Source organism: Brevundimonas vancanneytii (genome assembly GCF_901421975.1).
Classification (GTDB): Bacteria; Pseudomonadota; Alphaproteobacteria; order Caulobacterales; family Caulobacteraceae; genus Brevundimonas; species Brevundimonas diminuta.
Genome location: NZ_LR588407.1, coordinates 1,159,566 through 1,173,952 on the forward strand (window position 1 = coordinate 1,159,566; position 14,387 = coordinate 1,173,952).

Annotated in this window: 11 protein-coding genes; 3 read left to right on the plus strand and 8 right to left on the minus strand. The window is 68.6% G+C overall.

All coding sequences use genetic code 11. The features are described 5' to 3' along the window. Positions 1 to 22 precede the first annotated feature (22 nt). The 3 genes from FGL25_RS05600 to FGL25_RS05610 all read right to left on the minus strand — a co-directional run bounded on the left by FGL25_RS05600 (position 23) and on the right by FGL25_RS05610 (position 4,823). Positions 23 to 1,513, minus strand: a complete 1,491-nt coding sequence (locus tag FGL25_RS05600; protein WP_046654240.1) for a Ppx/GppA phosphatase family protein — start codon at positions 1,511 to 1,513, stop codon at positions 23 to 25. Then, a complete protein-coding gene (locus tag FGL25_RS05605) occupies positions 1,513 to 3,744 on the minus strand; it encodes an RNA degradosome polyphosphate kinase (RefSeq protein WP_138141171.1) in 2,232 nt (743 codons plus the stop codon). The genes FGL25_RS05600 and FGL25_RS05605 overlap by 1 nt, the downstream gene beginning before the upstream one ends. A gap of 404 nt (positions 3,745 to 4,148) precedes the next feature. Next, positions 4,149 to 4,823: a DnaA ATPase domain-containing protein gene (locus tag FGL25_RS05610; RefSeq protein ID WP_138141172.1), complete on the minus strand. Its 675-nt coding sequence runs from the start codon at positions 4,821 to 4,823 to the stop codon at positions 4,149 to 4,151. 197 nt (positions 4,824 to 5,020) lie between these two features. Here FGL25_RS05610 and aspS point away from each other — a divergent pair, with 197 nt between their 5' ends. Then, entirely contained in the window at positions 5,021 to 6,853 is a 1,833-nt protein-coding gene (gene aspS / locus FGL25_RS05615; protein ID WP_138141173.1) for an aspartate--tRNA ligase, read from the plus strand. A 63-nt stretch (positions 6,854 to 6,916) separates the two neighbouring features. On the opposite strand, the gene FGL25_RS05620 is transcribed toward aspS, so the two are convergent. The 3 genes from FGL25_RS05620 to FGL25_RS05630 all read right to left on the minus strand — a co-directional run bounded on the left by FGL25_RS05620 (position 6,917) and on the right by FGL25_RS05630 (position 11,066). Beyond that, on the minus strand, positions 6,917 to 7,825 hold the full coding sequence (locus FGL25_RS05620; protein WP_088409900.1) for a pentapeptide repeat-containing protein: 909 nt from the start codon (positions 7,823 to 7,825) through the stop codon (positions 6,917 to 6,919). Positions 7,826 to 7,890: 65 nt separating this feature from the next. Then, on the minus strand, positions 7,891 to 8,385 hold the full coding sequence (locus FGL25_RS05625; protein WP_138141174.1) for a pentapeptide repeat-containing protein: 495 nt from the start codon (positions 8,383 to 8,385) through the stop codon (positions 7,891 to 7,893). Between the two features lie 71 nt (positions 8,386 to 8,456). After that, positions 8,457 to 11,066 carry a TSCPD domain-containing protein gene (locus FGL25_RS05630; protein ID WP_138141175.1) on the minus strand — a complete coding sequence of 870 codons (2,610 nt, stop codon included), beginning with the start codon at positions 11,064 to 11,066 and terminating at the stop codon, positions 8,457 to 8,459. Positions 11,067 to 11,273: 207 nt separating this feature from the next. Here FGL25_RS05630 and FGL25_RS05635 point away from each other — a divergent pair, with 207 nt between their 5' ends. Together FGL25_RS05635 and FGL25_RS05640 are read left to right on the plus strand one after the other, a co-directional pair. Next, complete coding sequence (locus tag FGL25_RS05635) at positions 11,274 to 11,666, plus strand: NADH:ubiquinone oxidoreductase subunit NDUFA12 (protein WP_040346802.1); 393 nt, start codon at positions 11,274 to 11,276, stop codon at positions 11,664 to 11,666. Further along, positions 11,663 to 12,361 carry a DUF2155 domain-containing protein gene (locus FGL25_RS05640; protein ID WP_128116089.1) on the plus strand — a complete coding sequence of 233 codons (699 nt, stop codon included), beginning with the start codon at positions 11,663 to 11,665 and terminating at the stop codon, positions 12,359 to 12,361. Before FGL25_RS05635 ends, FGL25_RS05640 begins: the two co-directional genes overlap by 4 nt. Here the strand turns inward: FGL25_RS05640 and aat are convergent. Together aat and accC are read right to left on the minus strand one after the other, a co-directional pair. Beyond that, positions 12,328 to 13,023 carry a leucyl/phenylalanyl-tRNA--protein transferase gene (gene aat / locus FGL25_RS05645; RefSeq protein ID WP_138141176.1) on the minus strand — a complete coding sequence of 232 codons (696 nt, stop codon included), beginning with the start codon at positions 13,021 to 13,023 and terminating at the stop codon, positions 12,328 to 12,330. The two genes, FGL25_RS05640 and aat, sit on opposite strands and share 34 nt — an antisense overlap. A gap of 10 nt (positions 13,024 to 13,033) precedes the next feature. Further along, positions 13,034 to 14,386 (minus strand): acetyl-CoA carboxylase biotin carboxylase subunit, encoded by a 1,353-nt coding sequence (gene accC / locus FGL25_RS05650; RefSeq protein ID WP_138141177.1) that lies wholly within the window; start codon positions 14,384 to 14,386, stop codon positions 13,034 to 13,036. Between the last annotated feature and the right edge of the window lies 1 nt (position 14,387).

The window sequence follows — 14,387 nt, forward strand, 5'->3', positions numbered from 1 at the left end:
CTCTCCCGGCGGGAGAGGGTTTTTAGATTTTCAGCGCCAGATCCATCGCTTCGGCCAGGGCCTTGGCCCGACGTTTGGTCTGTTCGCCCAGCAGCATGTCGGCGTAGCCCGTGGCGGCGGTGACGCGCAGGGCGCCTTTCTCGACCGTGGCCGTGGCGTTGGCCAAAAGCTGCGGCGAGCGGCCCGACAGGTCGCAGGCCAGCCGCATGGCCAGCCCCAGGGCGCGGGCGCGCTTCTGGCCCTTTTCCGACAGCAGGCGGTTGACCGTTTCCGGCGCGGGCGTGCGCGCCTCGCCGCCATAGCGGGCGTTCATCGCCACGGCCATGAAGGCGCGCTCGGCGTGGGTCTGGCCCGGAATGGGCGACCACAGCACCTGATCGAACACGAGGTTGGTGCGGTGGTCCGGGTGCAGCCGCGCGCCCAGATCGGCCAGGCGGCAGACCGAAGACGTCAGCAGGGCGTCGCGTTCCTCGCCGAACACCTCGGGCAGGGCTGAGGCGACCGATTGCAGCCAGCCGTCCAGCGCGCGGGGCAGGGCGGGGTCCACGCCCTGGCGGCCGCCCCAGGCCGAACATCCGGCCAGCAGGGGATCGACCGCCCGCATGGCCGGCTCCATGCCGTGATACAGCAGCCCCTCGCGCACGCCCCAGGCCGAGAAGTTGACGGAGGCCAGCCCCAGCCGTTCGATCAGCCCCTCCAGCACCAGGGCGGCGTAGGGCAGGGTCTCGGCGCGGCGCTTGGAAAGGCCGGGCAGCTTTTCGAGCGAGGCGCGGGACTGACGCGCGACCAGTCGGGCCATGTCGCGGGCGTCGGCGGCGCTCATGGCGTATTGGTGGACGATGCGGATCGGGTGATCGGCCATGGCCATGTGCATCTGGGCCAGGCTGCGCCAGGCGCCGCCGACGGCGTAGAGGGTCGGGGTCGCGTAATCGTCTTCGATCGGCTCCAGCCGCTTGGCGATACGGCCGCGCAGGCGATCGGCGTCGAAGCCCTTGGCGTCCAGCAGGGCGAAGGGCCCCAGCGGCAGGGTCACGCCCTTGCCGCGCGGACCGTCGCCGATCCGCGTCAGCTCCAGACTGGCGCCGCCCATGTCGGCGGCCACGCCGCGCGCGCCGGGATCGCCCGCCAGCACGCCCAGCGCTGAATATTTCGCCTCTTCCTCGCCGCTCAGGACGCGGATTCGCAGCCCCGTCTCGGCGGCCACGCGCTCGCAGAACAGGGGGCCGTCCTCGGCCTCGCGCACGGCGGCGGTGGCGGCGACCAGCACCTGGTCCGGCTGGACGCCCTCGATCACGGCGGCGAAGCGGCGCAGCGCCGTCATGGCCATCACCACGCCCGGTTCAGACAGGCGTCGGGTCGCGGCCAGATCGCGGCCCAGACCCGCCAGAACCTTTTCGTTGAACATGGTCCAGACGGCGCGGCCTTCCAGCCGATACAGCACCAGGCGCACCGAGTTGGAGCCGATGTCGATGACGGCGATCTGTTTCGACTCGTATTCGCGCTCGGGGCTCATCAGCGGCGCTTCCGCGGCTTGAGGCCCGGATAGGACAGGGCGCCGGGCAGGGTCTTCACCTTGCGGCCGCGTCCTGACAGGCTGGGGTTGGTCATGAAGTATTTGTGCGCCGAGAAGGGCCGCTCCGACCCGCTGGGTGTCACCCGGCGATAGGAGCCGTCGGGCTCCAGCACCCAGCTCTGGGCGTCGTCCTTCAGATTGGCGACCATGATCTGGTCCAGCACCTGATCGTGGACGGTGGCGTTCAGGATTGGCGTCATCAACTCGACCCGGCGGTCCAGGTTGCGCGGCATCCAGTCGGCCGAGGAAATGTAGAGCCGCGCCCGGTTGCTGGGCAGGTCGTGCCCGTTGGCGAAGGCGACGATGCGGCTGTGCTCCAGGAATCGGCCGACGATCGACTTGACCCGGATGTTCTCAGACAGGCCCGGCACGCCGGGGCGCAGGCAGCAGATGCCCCGGATGACCAGTTCGATGCGCACGCCCTGCTGGCTGGCGCGATACAGGGCGTCGATGATCTCCGGGTCGACCAGGGCGTTCATCTTGGCCCAGATGGCGGCGGACTTGCCCTTGGCGGCGGCGGCCATCTCCTTGCCGATCATCTCGATCAGGCTGGACTTCATGTTCAGCGGCGAGACGACCAGAGCTTCCAGTTCATCCGGCGTCGCGTAGCCGGTGATGTAGTTGAACACCCGCGTCGCATCGCGACCCAGCGCCGGGTCGCAGGTGAACAGACTCAGGTCCGTGTAGATCTTGGCCGTGACCGGGTGATAGTTGCCGGTGCCGAAGTGGCAGTAGGTGCGAAGGCTGTCGCCCTCGCGCCGGACGACGACGCTCATCTTGGCGTGGGTCTTGTACTCGACGAAGCCGAAGACGACGTGGACGCCCGCCCGTTCCATCTGGCGCGCCCAACGCAGGTTGGCTTCTTCGTCGAAGCGGGCCTTCAGCTCCACCAGGGCGGTGACGTTCTTGCCGTTCTCGGCCGCCTCGATCAGGGCGGCGACGATAGGGCTGTCCTTGGAGGTGCGATAGAGCGTCTGCTTGATGGCGATGACGTTGGGATCGCGCGCGGCTTGACGCAGGAACTGGACCACCACGTCGAAGCTCTCGAACGGGTGGTGGATCAGCATGTCCTTCTCGCGCACGGCCGCGAAGATGTCGCCGCCGTTGTCGCGCACCCGCTCGGGGTAGCGCGGTTCATAGCCCTTGAACTTCAGGTCTGGGTGGCCGCCGGGGATCAGTTCCGACAGTTGCGCCAGACCCAGCATGCCGTCGACCAGCACCACGTCCTGCGGCTGGGCGTGAAGCTGGCCGATGATGAAGTCGCGCAGGTCGTCGGGCATGTCCGCCTGGATCTTGATGCGGACGACCGAACCCATGCGGCGCTGCTTCAGAGCCTCTTCGAACTCCATCACCAGGTCTTCGGCCTCTTCCTCGATCTCGATGTCGGAATCGCGGATCAGGCGGAACAGGCCCTTTTCCAGGATCTCACAGCCCGGGAACATGTGGTCGATGAACAGCAGCAGCAGGTTTTCCAGCGAGACGTAGCGCGTCCGTCCCGGCGTCGAGCGCCCGTCTGTCGCCAGCGCCCAGAAACGCCGCACCTGGGTCGGCACCGGCACCAGGGCGTAGAGGACGCGGTTGTCGCTGTTGCGCCGCAGCTTCAGCGCCAGCGAGAAGCCCAGGTTCGGCAGGAAGGGGAAGGGATGCGCCGGGTCGATGGCCATCGGCGTCAACACGGCGAACAGCTGATTCAGGAACTCCGGCTCCAGCCGCTCGCGCTCTGTCTTGGTGATGCGGGCGCGTTCGACGATCTCGATGCCGGCGGCGGCCATCTCCTTGCGCAGGACGCGCCACTGACGCTGCTGTTCGGCCATCAGGCCGCCCGCCGCCGCATTGACCTGTTCGAGCTGCTGGGCCGGCGTCAGGCCGTCAGGCGAGACGACGCGCACCCGCTCGCGCACCTGACCCTTCAGACCGGCGACGCGGGTCATGAAGAACTCGTCCAGGTTGTTGGCCGAGATGGACAGGAAGCGCACTCGCTCCAGCAAGGGGTGGCCCTCGTTCGCGGCCTCTTCCAGCACCCGGCCGTTGAAGGCCAGCCAGGACAGCTCGCGGTTGATGAACCGCTCGGGCGAGGCCATCAGCGCCTCGGACAGCTCCAGCTGCGGGGCGCGCGAGGAAGGGACTTCCTCGCCGGTGGTGTCGACGGCGATAGGCGCGAGATCAGTCATGATTCCGTTGTCGCTCGCGCCTGTGACGGCTGCAACCGTGATGTTCTGAGACAGGCTCATTGACGCAGGGACAGTACAGCCGAACCTTGTTAGGCAAGGAACATGAGAACGCCTGTCCGTTTCGGAACATGTCCATCTTGCAGTCGGCGCTTACCGCTGAGCCGCGCCCTATCGCAATTTCGTCCGAGACCCTTTGATTGCCGAGGTTGCGGGGCTCGCATTATCCGGTCGTCGAGCATGAGCTGGCTGGGCGTCAGTCTGTTTGTGGCGCTGTTCGTCGCCCGGATGGTCGTAGACCGAAGCAGTGCAGCTTTCGGCTTTTTGGTTTTGGGTGCGGCGGCGCTGTTGGTGTTGATACCAATCCTCTTCACCCCAGTGGCTTTAGCTGCAGAAGAGGTTGCGCCTCAAAATTCTGCGATATCACCGCCGTCCAGCACCTGACGGGCCAGCACGCGCGTCACCGGGCGGTGCAGGGCGTCCAGGCGGTCGACCACGGCCTCGGCGGCGTCGGCCGAGCGGTCGATGCGGCGGACCAGATAGTCGATCAGTTCGTCGGCCGGGGTGATGTTCCGGCTGGCGAAGGCGCGGCGCAGCATGGCGGCGAAGACCACGTCGTCGGGCGCCTCTATCCCCACGGTGCGGATGGCGTTCAGGCGCGAACGCAGGTCGGGCAGGTCCGTGGCCCAGGCGCCCGGCGGATCGCGCGACACCAGCAGCAGGGCGCCGCCGCCTGACTGGGTCAGGTTGATCAGGTGGAACAGGCTCTCGTCGTCCGCGTCCTGGGCCCGGTCCAGCAGGACGGGGCGGCCCTCAAGCTCCAGCGGGTCGACCAGGGCGGCCTCGGCGCCGTGCAGGGCGATGGCGCCGGTGCGCTCGACCCAGGCGGCGGCCAGGTGGCTCTTGCCGCAGCCCGCCGGGCCGAACAGGGCCAGGATGGCGCCGGGCGTTTCCGGCCAGGCGGCCAGGGCGGCCACGCCCGCCGCATTCGCTTCCGAGATCGCCAGGTCGGAGGCGCGTTGCGGCGTCTCCTGCTGCAGCGGCAGGCGCAGTTGACGGATTTCGGCGGCCGAGGCGTTCATGATGACCGGACCCTAGCCGGGCCGGGACGCGGGCGTCTCTGTTGATAGGGCGGGATCACGGGGACAACCTGCGCGCCGCTGTGGATGGCGCATCCTGTTCGATTCAGGCGTCAGCCTTGACTTTCGGGGGCGATGATGGGCCTTTCCCCGCTCCTAATTCACGCTGTTCGACAGCCGTTTTCAGACGAAATCCGATCATGCACGCCTATCGCACCCACACCTGCGGCGCCCTCCGTTCGACGGATGCCGGCGCGAATGTTCGTCTGTCGGGCTGGATTCACCGCAAGCGCGACCACGGCGGCCTGCTGTTCATCGACCTGCGCGACCACTACGGCCTGACTCAGCTGGTCCTGCACCCCGAAACGCCGGGCTTTGAGGTGGTCGAGCGCCTGCGCGCCGAGAGCGTGATCAAGGTCGACGGCGAAGTCGTCCTGCGCGAAGGCTCGACCGTCAACGCCAACCTGCCGACCGGCGAGGTCGAGGTGCGCGTCCTGTCGGTGGAGGTGCTGTCGGAAGCCGCCGAACTGCCGATGCCGGTCTTCGGCGAGCAGGAATATCCGGAAGAGATTCGCCTGAGCAACCGCTTCCTCGACCTGCGTCGCGAGCGTCTGCACAAGAACATCGTCCTGCGTTCGCGCGTGATCCAGTCGATCCGCAACCGCATGTGCGCCCAGGGCTTCCTCGAGTATCAGACGCCGATCCTGACGGCCTCGTCGCCGGAAGGCGCGCGCGACTTCCTGGTGCCGAGCCGGATGCACCCGGGCAAGTTCTACGCCCTGCCGCAGGCCCCGCAGCAGTTCAAGCAGCTGCTGATGGTCTCGGGCTTCGACCGCTACTTCCAGATCGCGCCCTGCTTCCGCGATGAAGACCTGCGCGCCGACCGTTCGCTGGAGTTCTACCAGCTCGACGTGGAAATGAGCTTCGTCACGCAGGAAGACGTCTTCCAGGCGATCGAGCCGCTGATGCACGGCCTGTTCACCGAGTTCGGCGAAGGCAAGCCGGTGTCGCCGATCGACGGGACGCACGTCTTCACCAACGACTTCGGCCAGACGATGGAGCACAAGGGCTTCGAGCGTCTGACGTTCGAACAATCGATGAAGTGGTACGGTTCGGACAAGCCGGACCTGCGCAACCCGATCAAGATGCAGGACGTGTCTGACCACTTCCGCGAGGGCGGTTTCGGCCTGTTCGCCAAGATCCTGGGCGCCGACGAGAAGAACGCCGTCTGGGCCATCCCGGCGCCGACGGGCGGGTCGCGCGCCTTCTGCGACCGCATGAACTCCTGGGCGCAGGGCGAGGGCCAGCCGGGCCTGGGCTACATCTTCTGGTCGGACGATCAGCAGTCGTGGGGCGGCCCCATCGCCAAGAACCTGGGTCAGGAGCCGACGCAGGCCCTGATGACCTCGCTGGGTCTGGGCAAGGGCGACGCCGCCTTCTTCACCGCCGGTCTGCCGTCGGTCTTCGCCAAGTTCGCCGGTCTGGCCCGCACCCGCGTCGGCACGGAGCTGAAGCTGGTCGACGAGGACCAGTTCAAGTTCTGCTGGATCGTCGACTTCCCCATGTTCGAATGGTCGGAAGAAGAGAAGAAGGTCGACTTCAGCCACAACCCCTTCTCGATGCCGCAGGGCGGCATGGAGGCGCTGGAGACGCAGGATCCGCTGACCATTCGCGCCTATCAGTACGACATCGTCTGCAACGGCTATGAGCTGTGCTCGGGCGCGATCCGGAACCACAAGGCCGAGATCATGCTGAAGGCCTTCGAGATCGCCGGCTATGACGCCTCGGTGGTCGAAGAGCAGTTCGGCGGCATGCTGAACGCCTTCCGCTTCGGCGCGCCGCCGCACGGCGGTCTGGCGCCGGGCATCGACCGCATCGTCATGCTGCTGGCGGGTGAACAGGCCATCCGCGAGGTCATCGCCTTCCCGCTGAACCAGCAGGGCCAGGATTTGCTGATGAGCGCCCCGGCCGAGGTCGAGGAGCGTCAGCTGAAGGAGCTGTCGATCCGCACCCAGCTGCCGATCAAGGTCTGATCGGAGCCATAGGGCTGAATTGGAAAAGGGAGGGGGCGACCCTCCCTTTTTTGCGTCCGGTCCTCAGTTGCCCGAGGTGATGACCAGGTTGCGCTGGCGCGGCGGAATCGGGGGGACGGGCGGCGTCGGCGGTGCGGGCGGCGTACGGATGACGCGGACGCCGCCGCGGCAGTTGCGGGCCGTCAGGCCGCCCGGCAGGCGGGTCGAGGCGTCGCCGCAGGCCTCTTCGACCTGATCGGCCGTCAGGCCGCGTGCCCGGGAGAGGTCCAGTCCGCGAATGTCGGTGCGGCGCAGGGAGGCGTCGCGGAAGTCGGTGCGATTGAAGCTGCCGCCGGACAGGCGCGCGTTGTCCAGGTCCGCGTTGCGGAAGGAGGCGTTGTCGAAATTGCCGCCTGACAGGTTGGAGGCCTTGACGTCGGCGCTCGTGAAGTCTGCGCCGCTGGCGTTCACATTGGCCAGGGTGGCGCCGAAGATCTCGGCGTCGTTCAGGCGGGCGCGGACCAGGACGGCGCTGTTCATATTGACGCCCTGAAGCTCGGCGCCGGTCAGATTGGCGCCGGTTAGATTGGCCCGGATCAGGACCGCGCCGGTGGCCTCTGCGCCCATCAACTGGGCGCCGCTCATATTGGCGTTGGTGAAGGTGGAGCCGACCATTTCGATGCCGCGCATGTCGGCTCGGCTGAAGTCGGCGCCGACGAAGTTCGAACCGACCAGTTCGGCGCCGCGCAGATTGGCTCCGACCAGGGTGGCGTAGGCGAAGTTGGCGCCGGTCAGCGTCGCGCCGGACAGGTCGCGGCCCGACAACTCGCAACGGGTGCAACTTCCCCCCAGGGAGACCATGCGCGCGACGTCGCGGTCCTGGGTCCAAGTCGTGTCCACGGCGCCGGCCAGGGCTGGGGCGGCCGTCGTCAGTCCCATAAGGGCTGAGGCGGCGAGGGCCAGACGGCGCAGGGGTGAAATGGAGCGTTTCATCACCCCTCCTGAATGCGCCTTAGTGCGTAAATACCCTACTTAAATCGTGGTAACGAAGGCGACGCTCAACAGGCGGGAATGCGCAGGCCTGAAGGCAAAACCGTGTTCTGATCGCCGCAGGCCTGATTGAGCTGCGACTGGCTCAGGCCGCGTGCGCGCGACATCTCGGCGCCCGACAGATTGGTCCCGTTCAGCTTGGCTCCGGTGAAGGTCGCGCCTTCCAGATAGGTTCCGACGAAGCTGGCGTTGGTCAGGTCCGCCCCGGTGAAGTTCGAGCTGGACAGCACCGCGCCATAAGCCTCGACGTCGCGCAGGTCCGAGCGGCTGAAGTTGGTGCGGTTCATCACCGACAGGCTGATGTCCGCCTGACGGACGCGGGCGCCCGACAGGTTCAGGCCCGTGCGCTCCAGGCCCGAGAAGTCGCCCTGGAACAGGTTGCAGCCGGGGCAGGAGGCGCCGCGACGCACCTGGCTGATCTGAGAGGCGTTCTGCGCCGAGGCGGGCAGGGCCGTCAGCGTCAGGCCGACGGCGGCGAGAAGGGCGATTGCGGGACGGATCATGCGGATGGCTCCAGGCTTTGCGCCTGTTGCAGCAAGAAGCGGGCCGCCGTTTCGGGACAGTGCGTCCCGTTTCAACCTTGAACTTGGGGCGCCGCGCCGCAGGCGCCGCACACCGGCGTCCCGTTCCGGTCCGTCAGCATCAGGTCGCCGCACTCGGGACAGGGGCCGGCCTGCACGGGCGGCGTGGTGCGCGGCGACGGCTCCTTACGGCCGAAGGGGGCGACGATCAGATTGTCAGGCGCGGCGCCCCGCGCGAAGCCCTTGGAGATGAAGCGGGCGGCGGGCACGGGCTGGGGCGCGTCGGTCGGGGCGCCGTCCATACCGTCCAGATTGGCGGCCTCGGGCGTGACCTGCGCCAGTTCGCGACGGTCCAGATAGGAGACGCCCAGCTCGCGGAACACATAGTCGAGGATGGAGGTCGCCGAACGAATGGAATCGTTCCCCGTGACCCGCCCGGACGGCTCGAACCGGGTGAAGACGAAGGCGTCCACGAACTCGTCCAGCGGCACGCCGTATTGCAGGCCGATGGAGATGGCGATGGCGAAGTTGTTCATCATCGAGCGGAAGGCGGCGCCTTCCTTGTGCATGTCGATGAAGATCTCGCCCAGTTCGCCGTCTTCGTATTCGCCGGTATGGATATAGACCTTGTGGCCGCCGACCGAGGCCTTCTGGATATAGCCCTTGCGGCGGTCGGGCAGGCGGCGGCGGGTGCGGTCGCGCTCGACCACCTTCTCGACCACGCGCTCGACGGTCTGGGGCGCGGCTTGCGGCGGCGTCTCGGCGCGGCGGGGGGCCTCCACCTCGGGCAGGGTCAGGCGGAAGCTGAGCGGGGCTTCTGCGCGACGCAAGGCCACGGCGCGGCGATCGTCACGCGCGCCGTCGGCGATGGCGCGGCCGATCTGCATGGCGTCGGCGCGCCAGTCCAGCAGGCGGGGGCGGGCGTCGGGCGCGTCGCTGTACGGCTCGATCGTCTGGCGCAGGGCCGCTTCCAGATCGGCGCCCGACGTCGCCAGCAGGGCCGTCAGCGACGGCGGCGCCTGATCCCAGTCCGACAGGTCCGGTCGACCGAAGACATAGGCGGTCGCGGCTTCGATCTCTTCGGCCGTGAAGCCCAGGCGGGGCAGCAGGGCGCCTTCGTCCGGCGTCAGTCCCAGCACGTCGCCGATGAAGCCCGCGTCCAGCACCGGCGGAGCAAAGGCGGGGCCGAAGTCCTCGACCAGAGCCAGGGCGCGCTCGATGGCCTCCAGCTCCAGATCGGTGAAGCCCAGTTCGCGCAGGCGTCCGTGGCTGACGCCCGGCGCCTCGGCCAGGGTGCGGCGGCCGAACAGGTGGCGCTCCGCCGCCTCGACCTCGCCGCCCGCCGCGACGATGGCGGCGGCCAGGGCGGGCCTCAGTCGCCGGGCGATTTCGTCGTCGGCGGTCTGGAACACATCCGTCGCGCTGAACGGCGACAGGCCCAGCCGCAGGCCCAGCTCAGCCTCGTCGACGAACAGGCTGATCACGGCGTTGCGCCGCCCGCTCTGCTTCAGCGGGGCGGCGTCGCGTCCTTGCGCGTGAAGCGCGGCGATGATGTCATCCTTGGCGGTCGCCCATTCAGGGCAGGGCGCCAGTCGGGCCGCCAGATCGCGGGAGGCCTGACACGCCATGTCAGCGACGCGGCGTCCGAGGGCGGACGCCTGCGCGGCGGGGTCGGTTCCGTCCTGGCTGACCGCCCAATCCGCCAGATCGCCGAGGCCCAGGGCGATGGGCCGCGCAGCCTGCGCCTCGGCCTGGCTCGTCTGGTCCAGTTCGATGTCCAGCGCCGTGGTCCATAGGGCGACCAGGGCGTCCAGGGATGCGTCGAAGTTCGCTCCGGCCAGCGCCGCCAGGGCGGGCAGGTTCAGGATCGCTCGCGCGCCCGTCTGGGCGGCGGCCATGGCCTCGGCGTCGGAGGGCGAGAAGACGACCACGACCGGGCCTTCCTGCACGGCCTCGGCCACGGCGGCGGTTCGGGGATCGCCCGACGCGGTGGTGTCGCGCGCCGCCAGAACGGGCAGGGCGGCGGGATGTTCGGCGGCCTCGATCGTGAGATCGGCGGGCTCGCCCTGAATGGCGCGCAGGATGTCGGCGTCGGCGGCGCCACAGCGGCGCGCCGCCACGGCCGCGCGGGCCAGGGCCGGGTTGGCGGCGGGATCGGCGCAGGCTTCGCGCGGGCCTTCGCAACGGGAGACGGCGTCGGCGACCTCGCCCAGCGCCTTGGCCAGGGCTTCGGTCGCGCGCGAGGACAGGCGACGCCCGCGCCAGGCGGCCGCCTGGGCCGACAGGGCCTGCGTCGCATCCGGTTCGGACAGGTCGATCAGCGGCAGGAAGCCGTTCATCGTCGGCAAGGCGGGGGCGGCGAGGCCCAGCAGCACGGACGCTGCGAGTTCAGCGGCGAATCGCTCGGCCTCGGCCGTCGTAGCCAGGGCGCAGCTTTCACTCCCCTCGGACGCCAGTCGCGCGGCCCAGCCGTGGATGGCGTCGTCGAGGGCATGGGGGGACGACGGCGCCTGGCTTTCAGCCCAGTCCAGCCAGGCTTCGACGCGGACGTCGGTCCACCCGGCGGGCGCCGAGACCGGCGTCAGGGCGCGACCGCGCTCGATCTCGCGGAGCTCGAAAGCGAGCGTCGCGGCGAGAGGAGCAAAGCGAGCCTTGAAGCGCATTCCACGTCTCCACGCATGTCGTCTGAACCAGCTTACCGACAGATCCGACGGGCGTTCAACGTATGTTGTGGTTCGTGCAGGGGTTGCCCACAAGATGTTGAGGCGTTTCGCGTGCGCTCCATGCTGGACGTAGGGCGTCGCGGTTTCTATGATCGGCCTGCGCCGCCGGACCTTCCCTGGGCGGTGGATTCGAGTGAGTTCGACGACGTGCTGAGCAAGATCTTCACCTGGTGGAACGGCGCCACGATCGGCACCCTGTTCACCGTCGGCAAACGCGGCCAACTGGTCGGCACGGACGAGTTCGGCAACCGCTATTACGAATCCCGCGACGCCGTCAGCTATGACGGCCGCAAGCGCCGCTGGGTCATCTATGACGGTTACGCCGAGGCGACCAAGGTGCCGCCGGAATGGCAGGGCTGGCTGCGCTACACCTATGACGAGACCCCGGCCGAGCGCCCGCTGCCGCGTCAGGCGTGGGAAAAGGATCACCTGCCGAACCTGACGGGCACGCCGATGGCGCGCCGTCCGCAAGGCTCGCTGGCCGCTTTGGGCCAACGCCCGGCCGCCACCGGCGACTATCAGGCCTGGAGCCCGGAATGACCCTTCGCCATGTCCTGCTGGCCGGGGTGGTCGTCGCGGGACTGGCGATCTCGGGCGCCGGCGTGGCCAGCGCCCTGATGGACCTGCCGCAGGACGCGACGCCGGCTCCGGCCGATCCGATCGGCGACCTGCTGCGCGACACCGGCCGCACGCCGCTGCAACCGACCCAGCCGCAGACTCCGCCCGCCAACGGCGGCCAGTCCCCGGCGACGAACCCGGCGGCGCCGACCGCGCCCGCGCAACCGGGCGTCCCGACCGTCGCGGTCCAGGGACAGGAAGTCGCCGTTCAGGAAGAAGTCCCGGAAGACCTGACCGCCGAAGAGGAAGAGGCCGCGCCTGCGCCCGCCGCTCCGACCACGCCGCCGGGCGTGCGTCAGCGCCGTCGCATCGCCGTCATCCAGGCGGTCGACAAGACCACGGCCGAGACCATGCGGTTCGAGGTCGAGGTCGGCGGTCGCCCTGTGCGCTTCGGCAAGACCCTGCTGTTCAAGGCCCGCGCCTGCGAGGTCTCCGCTTCGGATGAAATGACCGAGGACGCCATCGCCTATATGGAGGTCGGGGTTCAGCCGCGCGGCCTGGCGGCGCCGACCGAGGCGCGTCAGGTGTTCAAGGGCTGGATGTTCGCCTCGTCGCCCAGCGTCAGCGGGCTGCAGCATCCGGTCTACGACGCCTGGGTGGTCGGCTGTAAGGCGTAGGCCACGGCTTCGACGCCGCTTATCGGCGCCAGGAGGGCGGCGTCGTCCGGCGTCGCCTGCAAGGCCCAGGGCAGCATCCGCAGATAGGCTTCCTGCGGCGTCTCCACGGCGCCGAACTGGCTGAGGTGGTCGGTCAGGAACTGCGCGTCCAGCAGGCGCCAGCCGCCCTTTCTGAGCCGCGCGACCAGATGGACCAGGGCGACCTTGGAGGCGTCCGTGGCCCGGCTGAACATGCTCTCGCCGAAGAAGGCGCCGCCCAGCGTCACGCCGTAAAGGCCGCCGACCAGCGTCTCGTCTCGCCAGCACTCGATGTTGTGGGCGAAGCCGCGCTGATGCAGTTCGATGTAGAGACGACGGATCGGGGCGTTGATCCAGGTGTCCTCGCGTCCCGGCGCGGGCGCGGCGCAGGCGTCCAGCACGGCGGCGAAGGCCGTGTTCACCCGCACCTGAAACGGCTCGCCTCGCACGGTGCGGCGCAGGCGTGACGGAATGTGGAAGCGATCCAGCGGTATGACGCCCCGCTGGTCCGGCTCGACCAGGAAGACGCGCGGATCATCGTGCGCCTCGGCCATGGGGAAGACCCCCCGCGCGTAGCAGGCGAGCAGCGCTTCCGGTCCGAAGACGTCGGAAGGGCCGCTCGCGCTGAAGCCCGGCTCGTCCAAGAGAGGCGCCTTAGGCCTTGGCCTTTTGCGCCGCCGCCCATTTCTCCAGCCAGTGGATGTCGTAGTCGCCCGACAGGATGTCCGGCTCCTGCAACAGCTTCTGGAACAGGGGGATGGTGGTGTCGACGCCGCTGATGACCGTCTCGCCCAACGAACGCTTCAGACGGGCCAGCGCCTCTTCGCGGTCGCGGCCGTGAACGATCAGCTTGCCGATCAGGCTGTCGTAATAGGGCGGGATCGAATAGCCGGCGTAGATGGCGCTATCCAGACGCACGCCCAGGCCGCCCGGCGCGTGGAACTCGGTGATCGCGCCCGGCGACGGGGTGAAGGTCTCCGAGTTCTCGGCGTTGATCCGCACCTCGATGGCGTGGCCCTTGAACTCGATGTCGTCCTGCGTGAACGACAGCGGCAGGCCCGCGGCGATGCGGATTTGTTCGCGCACCAGATCGACGCCCGTGATCATCTCCGTGACCGGGTGTTCGACCTGCAGGCGGGTGTTCATCTCGATGAAGAAGAACTCGCCGTCCTCCCACAGGAACTCGATGGTCCCGGCGCCCAGATAGCCGATGGCGGCGATGGCCTTGTTGACCGTCTCGCCGATCTTGGCGCGACCCTCGGCCGACAGGGCGGGCGAGGGGGCCTCTTCCAGCACCTTCTGGTGGCGGCGTTGCAGCGAACAGTCTCGTTCGCCCAGGTGGACGACGTTGCCGTGGCTGTCGGCGATGACCTGGATCTCGATGTGGCGCGGCTTCTGGAGGTAGCGCTCCATGTAGACGGCGCCGTTGCCGAAGGCGGCCAGGGCCTCGGACTGGGCGGTCTGCACGGCCTCGACCAGGTTGTCGGCCGTCATCGCCACCTTCATGCCGCGGCCGCCGCCGCCGGCGGCCGCCTTGACGATCAGGGGGAAGCCGATGGTCTTGGACGCCTCGATGGCCTGTTCGACCGTCTCGACTTCGCCGTCAGAGCCGGGAACGACGGGGATGCCTGCGTCCTTGACGGTCTGCTTGGCGGTGATCTTGTCGCCCATGACCCGGATATGCTCGGGCTTGGGGCCGATGAAGGCCAGGCCGTGGGCCTCGACGATCTCGGCGAAGCGGGCGTTCTCCGACAGGAAGCCGTAGCCGGGGTGGATCGCCTGGGCGCCGGTGATTTCCGCCGCCGCGATGATCGAGGGGATGTTCAGATAGGACTTGGCCGCCGGCGCGGGGCCGATGCAGACGCTCTCGTCGGCCAGGCGCACCCACATGGCGCCGCGGTCGGCTTCGGAATGCACGGCGACGGTGGAGATGCCCATCTCCTTGCACGCGCGGTGGATGCGAAGCGCGATCTCGCCGCGGTTGGCGATCAAAACCTTGGTGAACATG

Bases quoted from the DNA above. Each gene is read 5' to 3' on its own strand.
- FGL25_RS05600 (WP_046654240.1), bottom strand. From the start codon at position 1,513: ATGAGCCCCGAGCGCGAATACGAGTCGAAACAGATCGCCGTCATCGAC.
- FGL25_RS05605 (WP_138141171.1), bottom strand. From the start codon at position 3,744: ATGACTGATCTCGCGCCTATCGCCGTCGACACCACCGGCGAGGAAGTC.
- FGL25_RS05610 (WP_138141172.1), bottom strand. From the start codon at position 4,823: ATGAACGCCTCGGCCGCCGAAATCCGTCAACTGCGCCTGCCGCTGCAG.
- aspS (WP_138141173.1), top strand. From the start codon at position 5,021: ATGCACGCCTATCGCACCCACACCTGCGGCGCCCTCCGTTCGACGGAT.
- FGL25_RS05620 (WP_088409900.1), bottom strand. From the start codon at position 7,825: ATGAAACGCTCCATTTCACCCCTGCGCCGTCTGGCCCTCGCCGCCTCA.
- FGL25_RS05625 (WP_138141174.1), bottom strand. From the start codon at position 8,385: ATGATCCGTCCCGCAATCGCCCTTCTCGCCGCCGTCGGCCTGACGCTG.
- FGL25_RS05630 (WP_138141175.1), bottom strand. From the start codon at position 11,066: ATGCGCTTCAAGGCTCGCTTTGCTCCTCTCGCCGCGACGCTCGCTTTC.
- FGL25_RS05640 (WP_128116089.1), top strand. From the start codon at position 11,663: ATGACCCTTCGCCATGTCCTGCTGGCCGGGGTGGTCGTCGCGGGACTG.
- accC (WP_138141177.1), bottom strand. From the start codon at position 14,386: ATGTTCACCAAGGTTTTGATCGCCAACCGCGGCGAGATCGCGCTTCGC.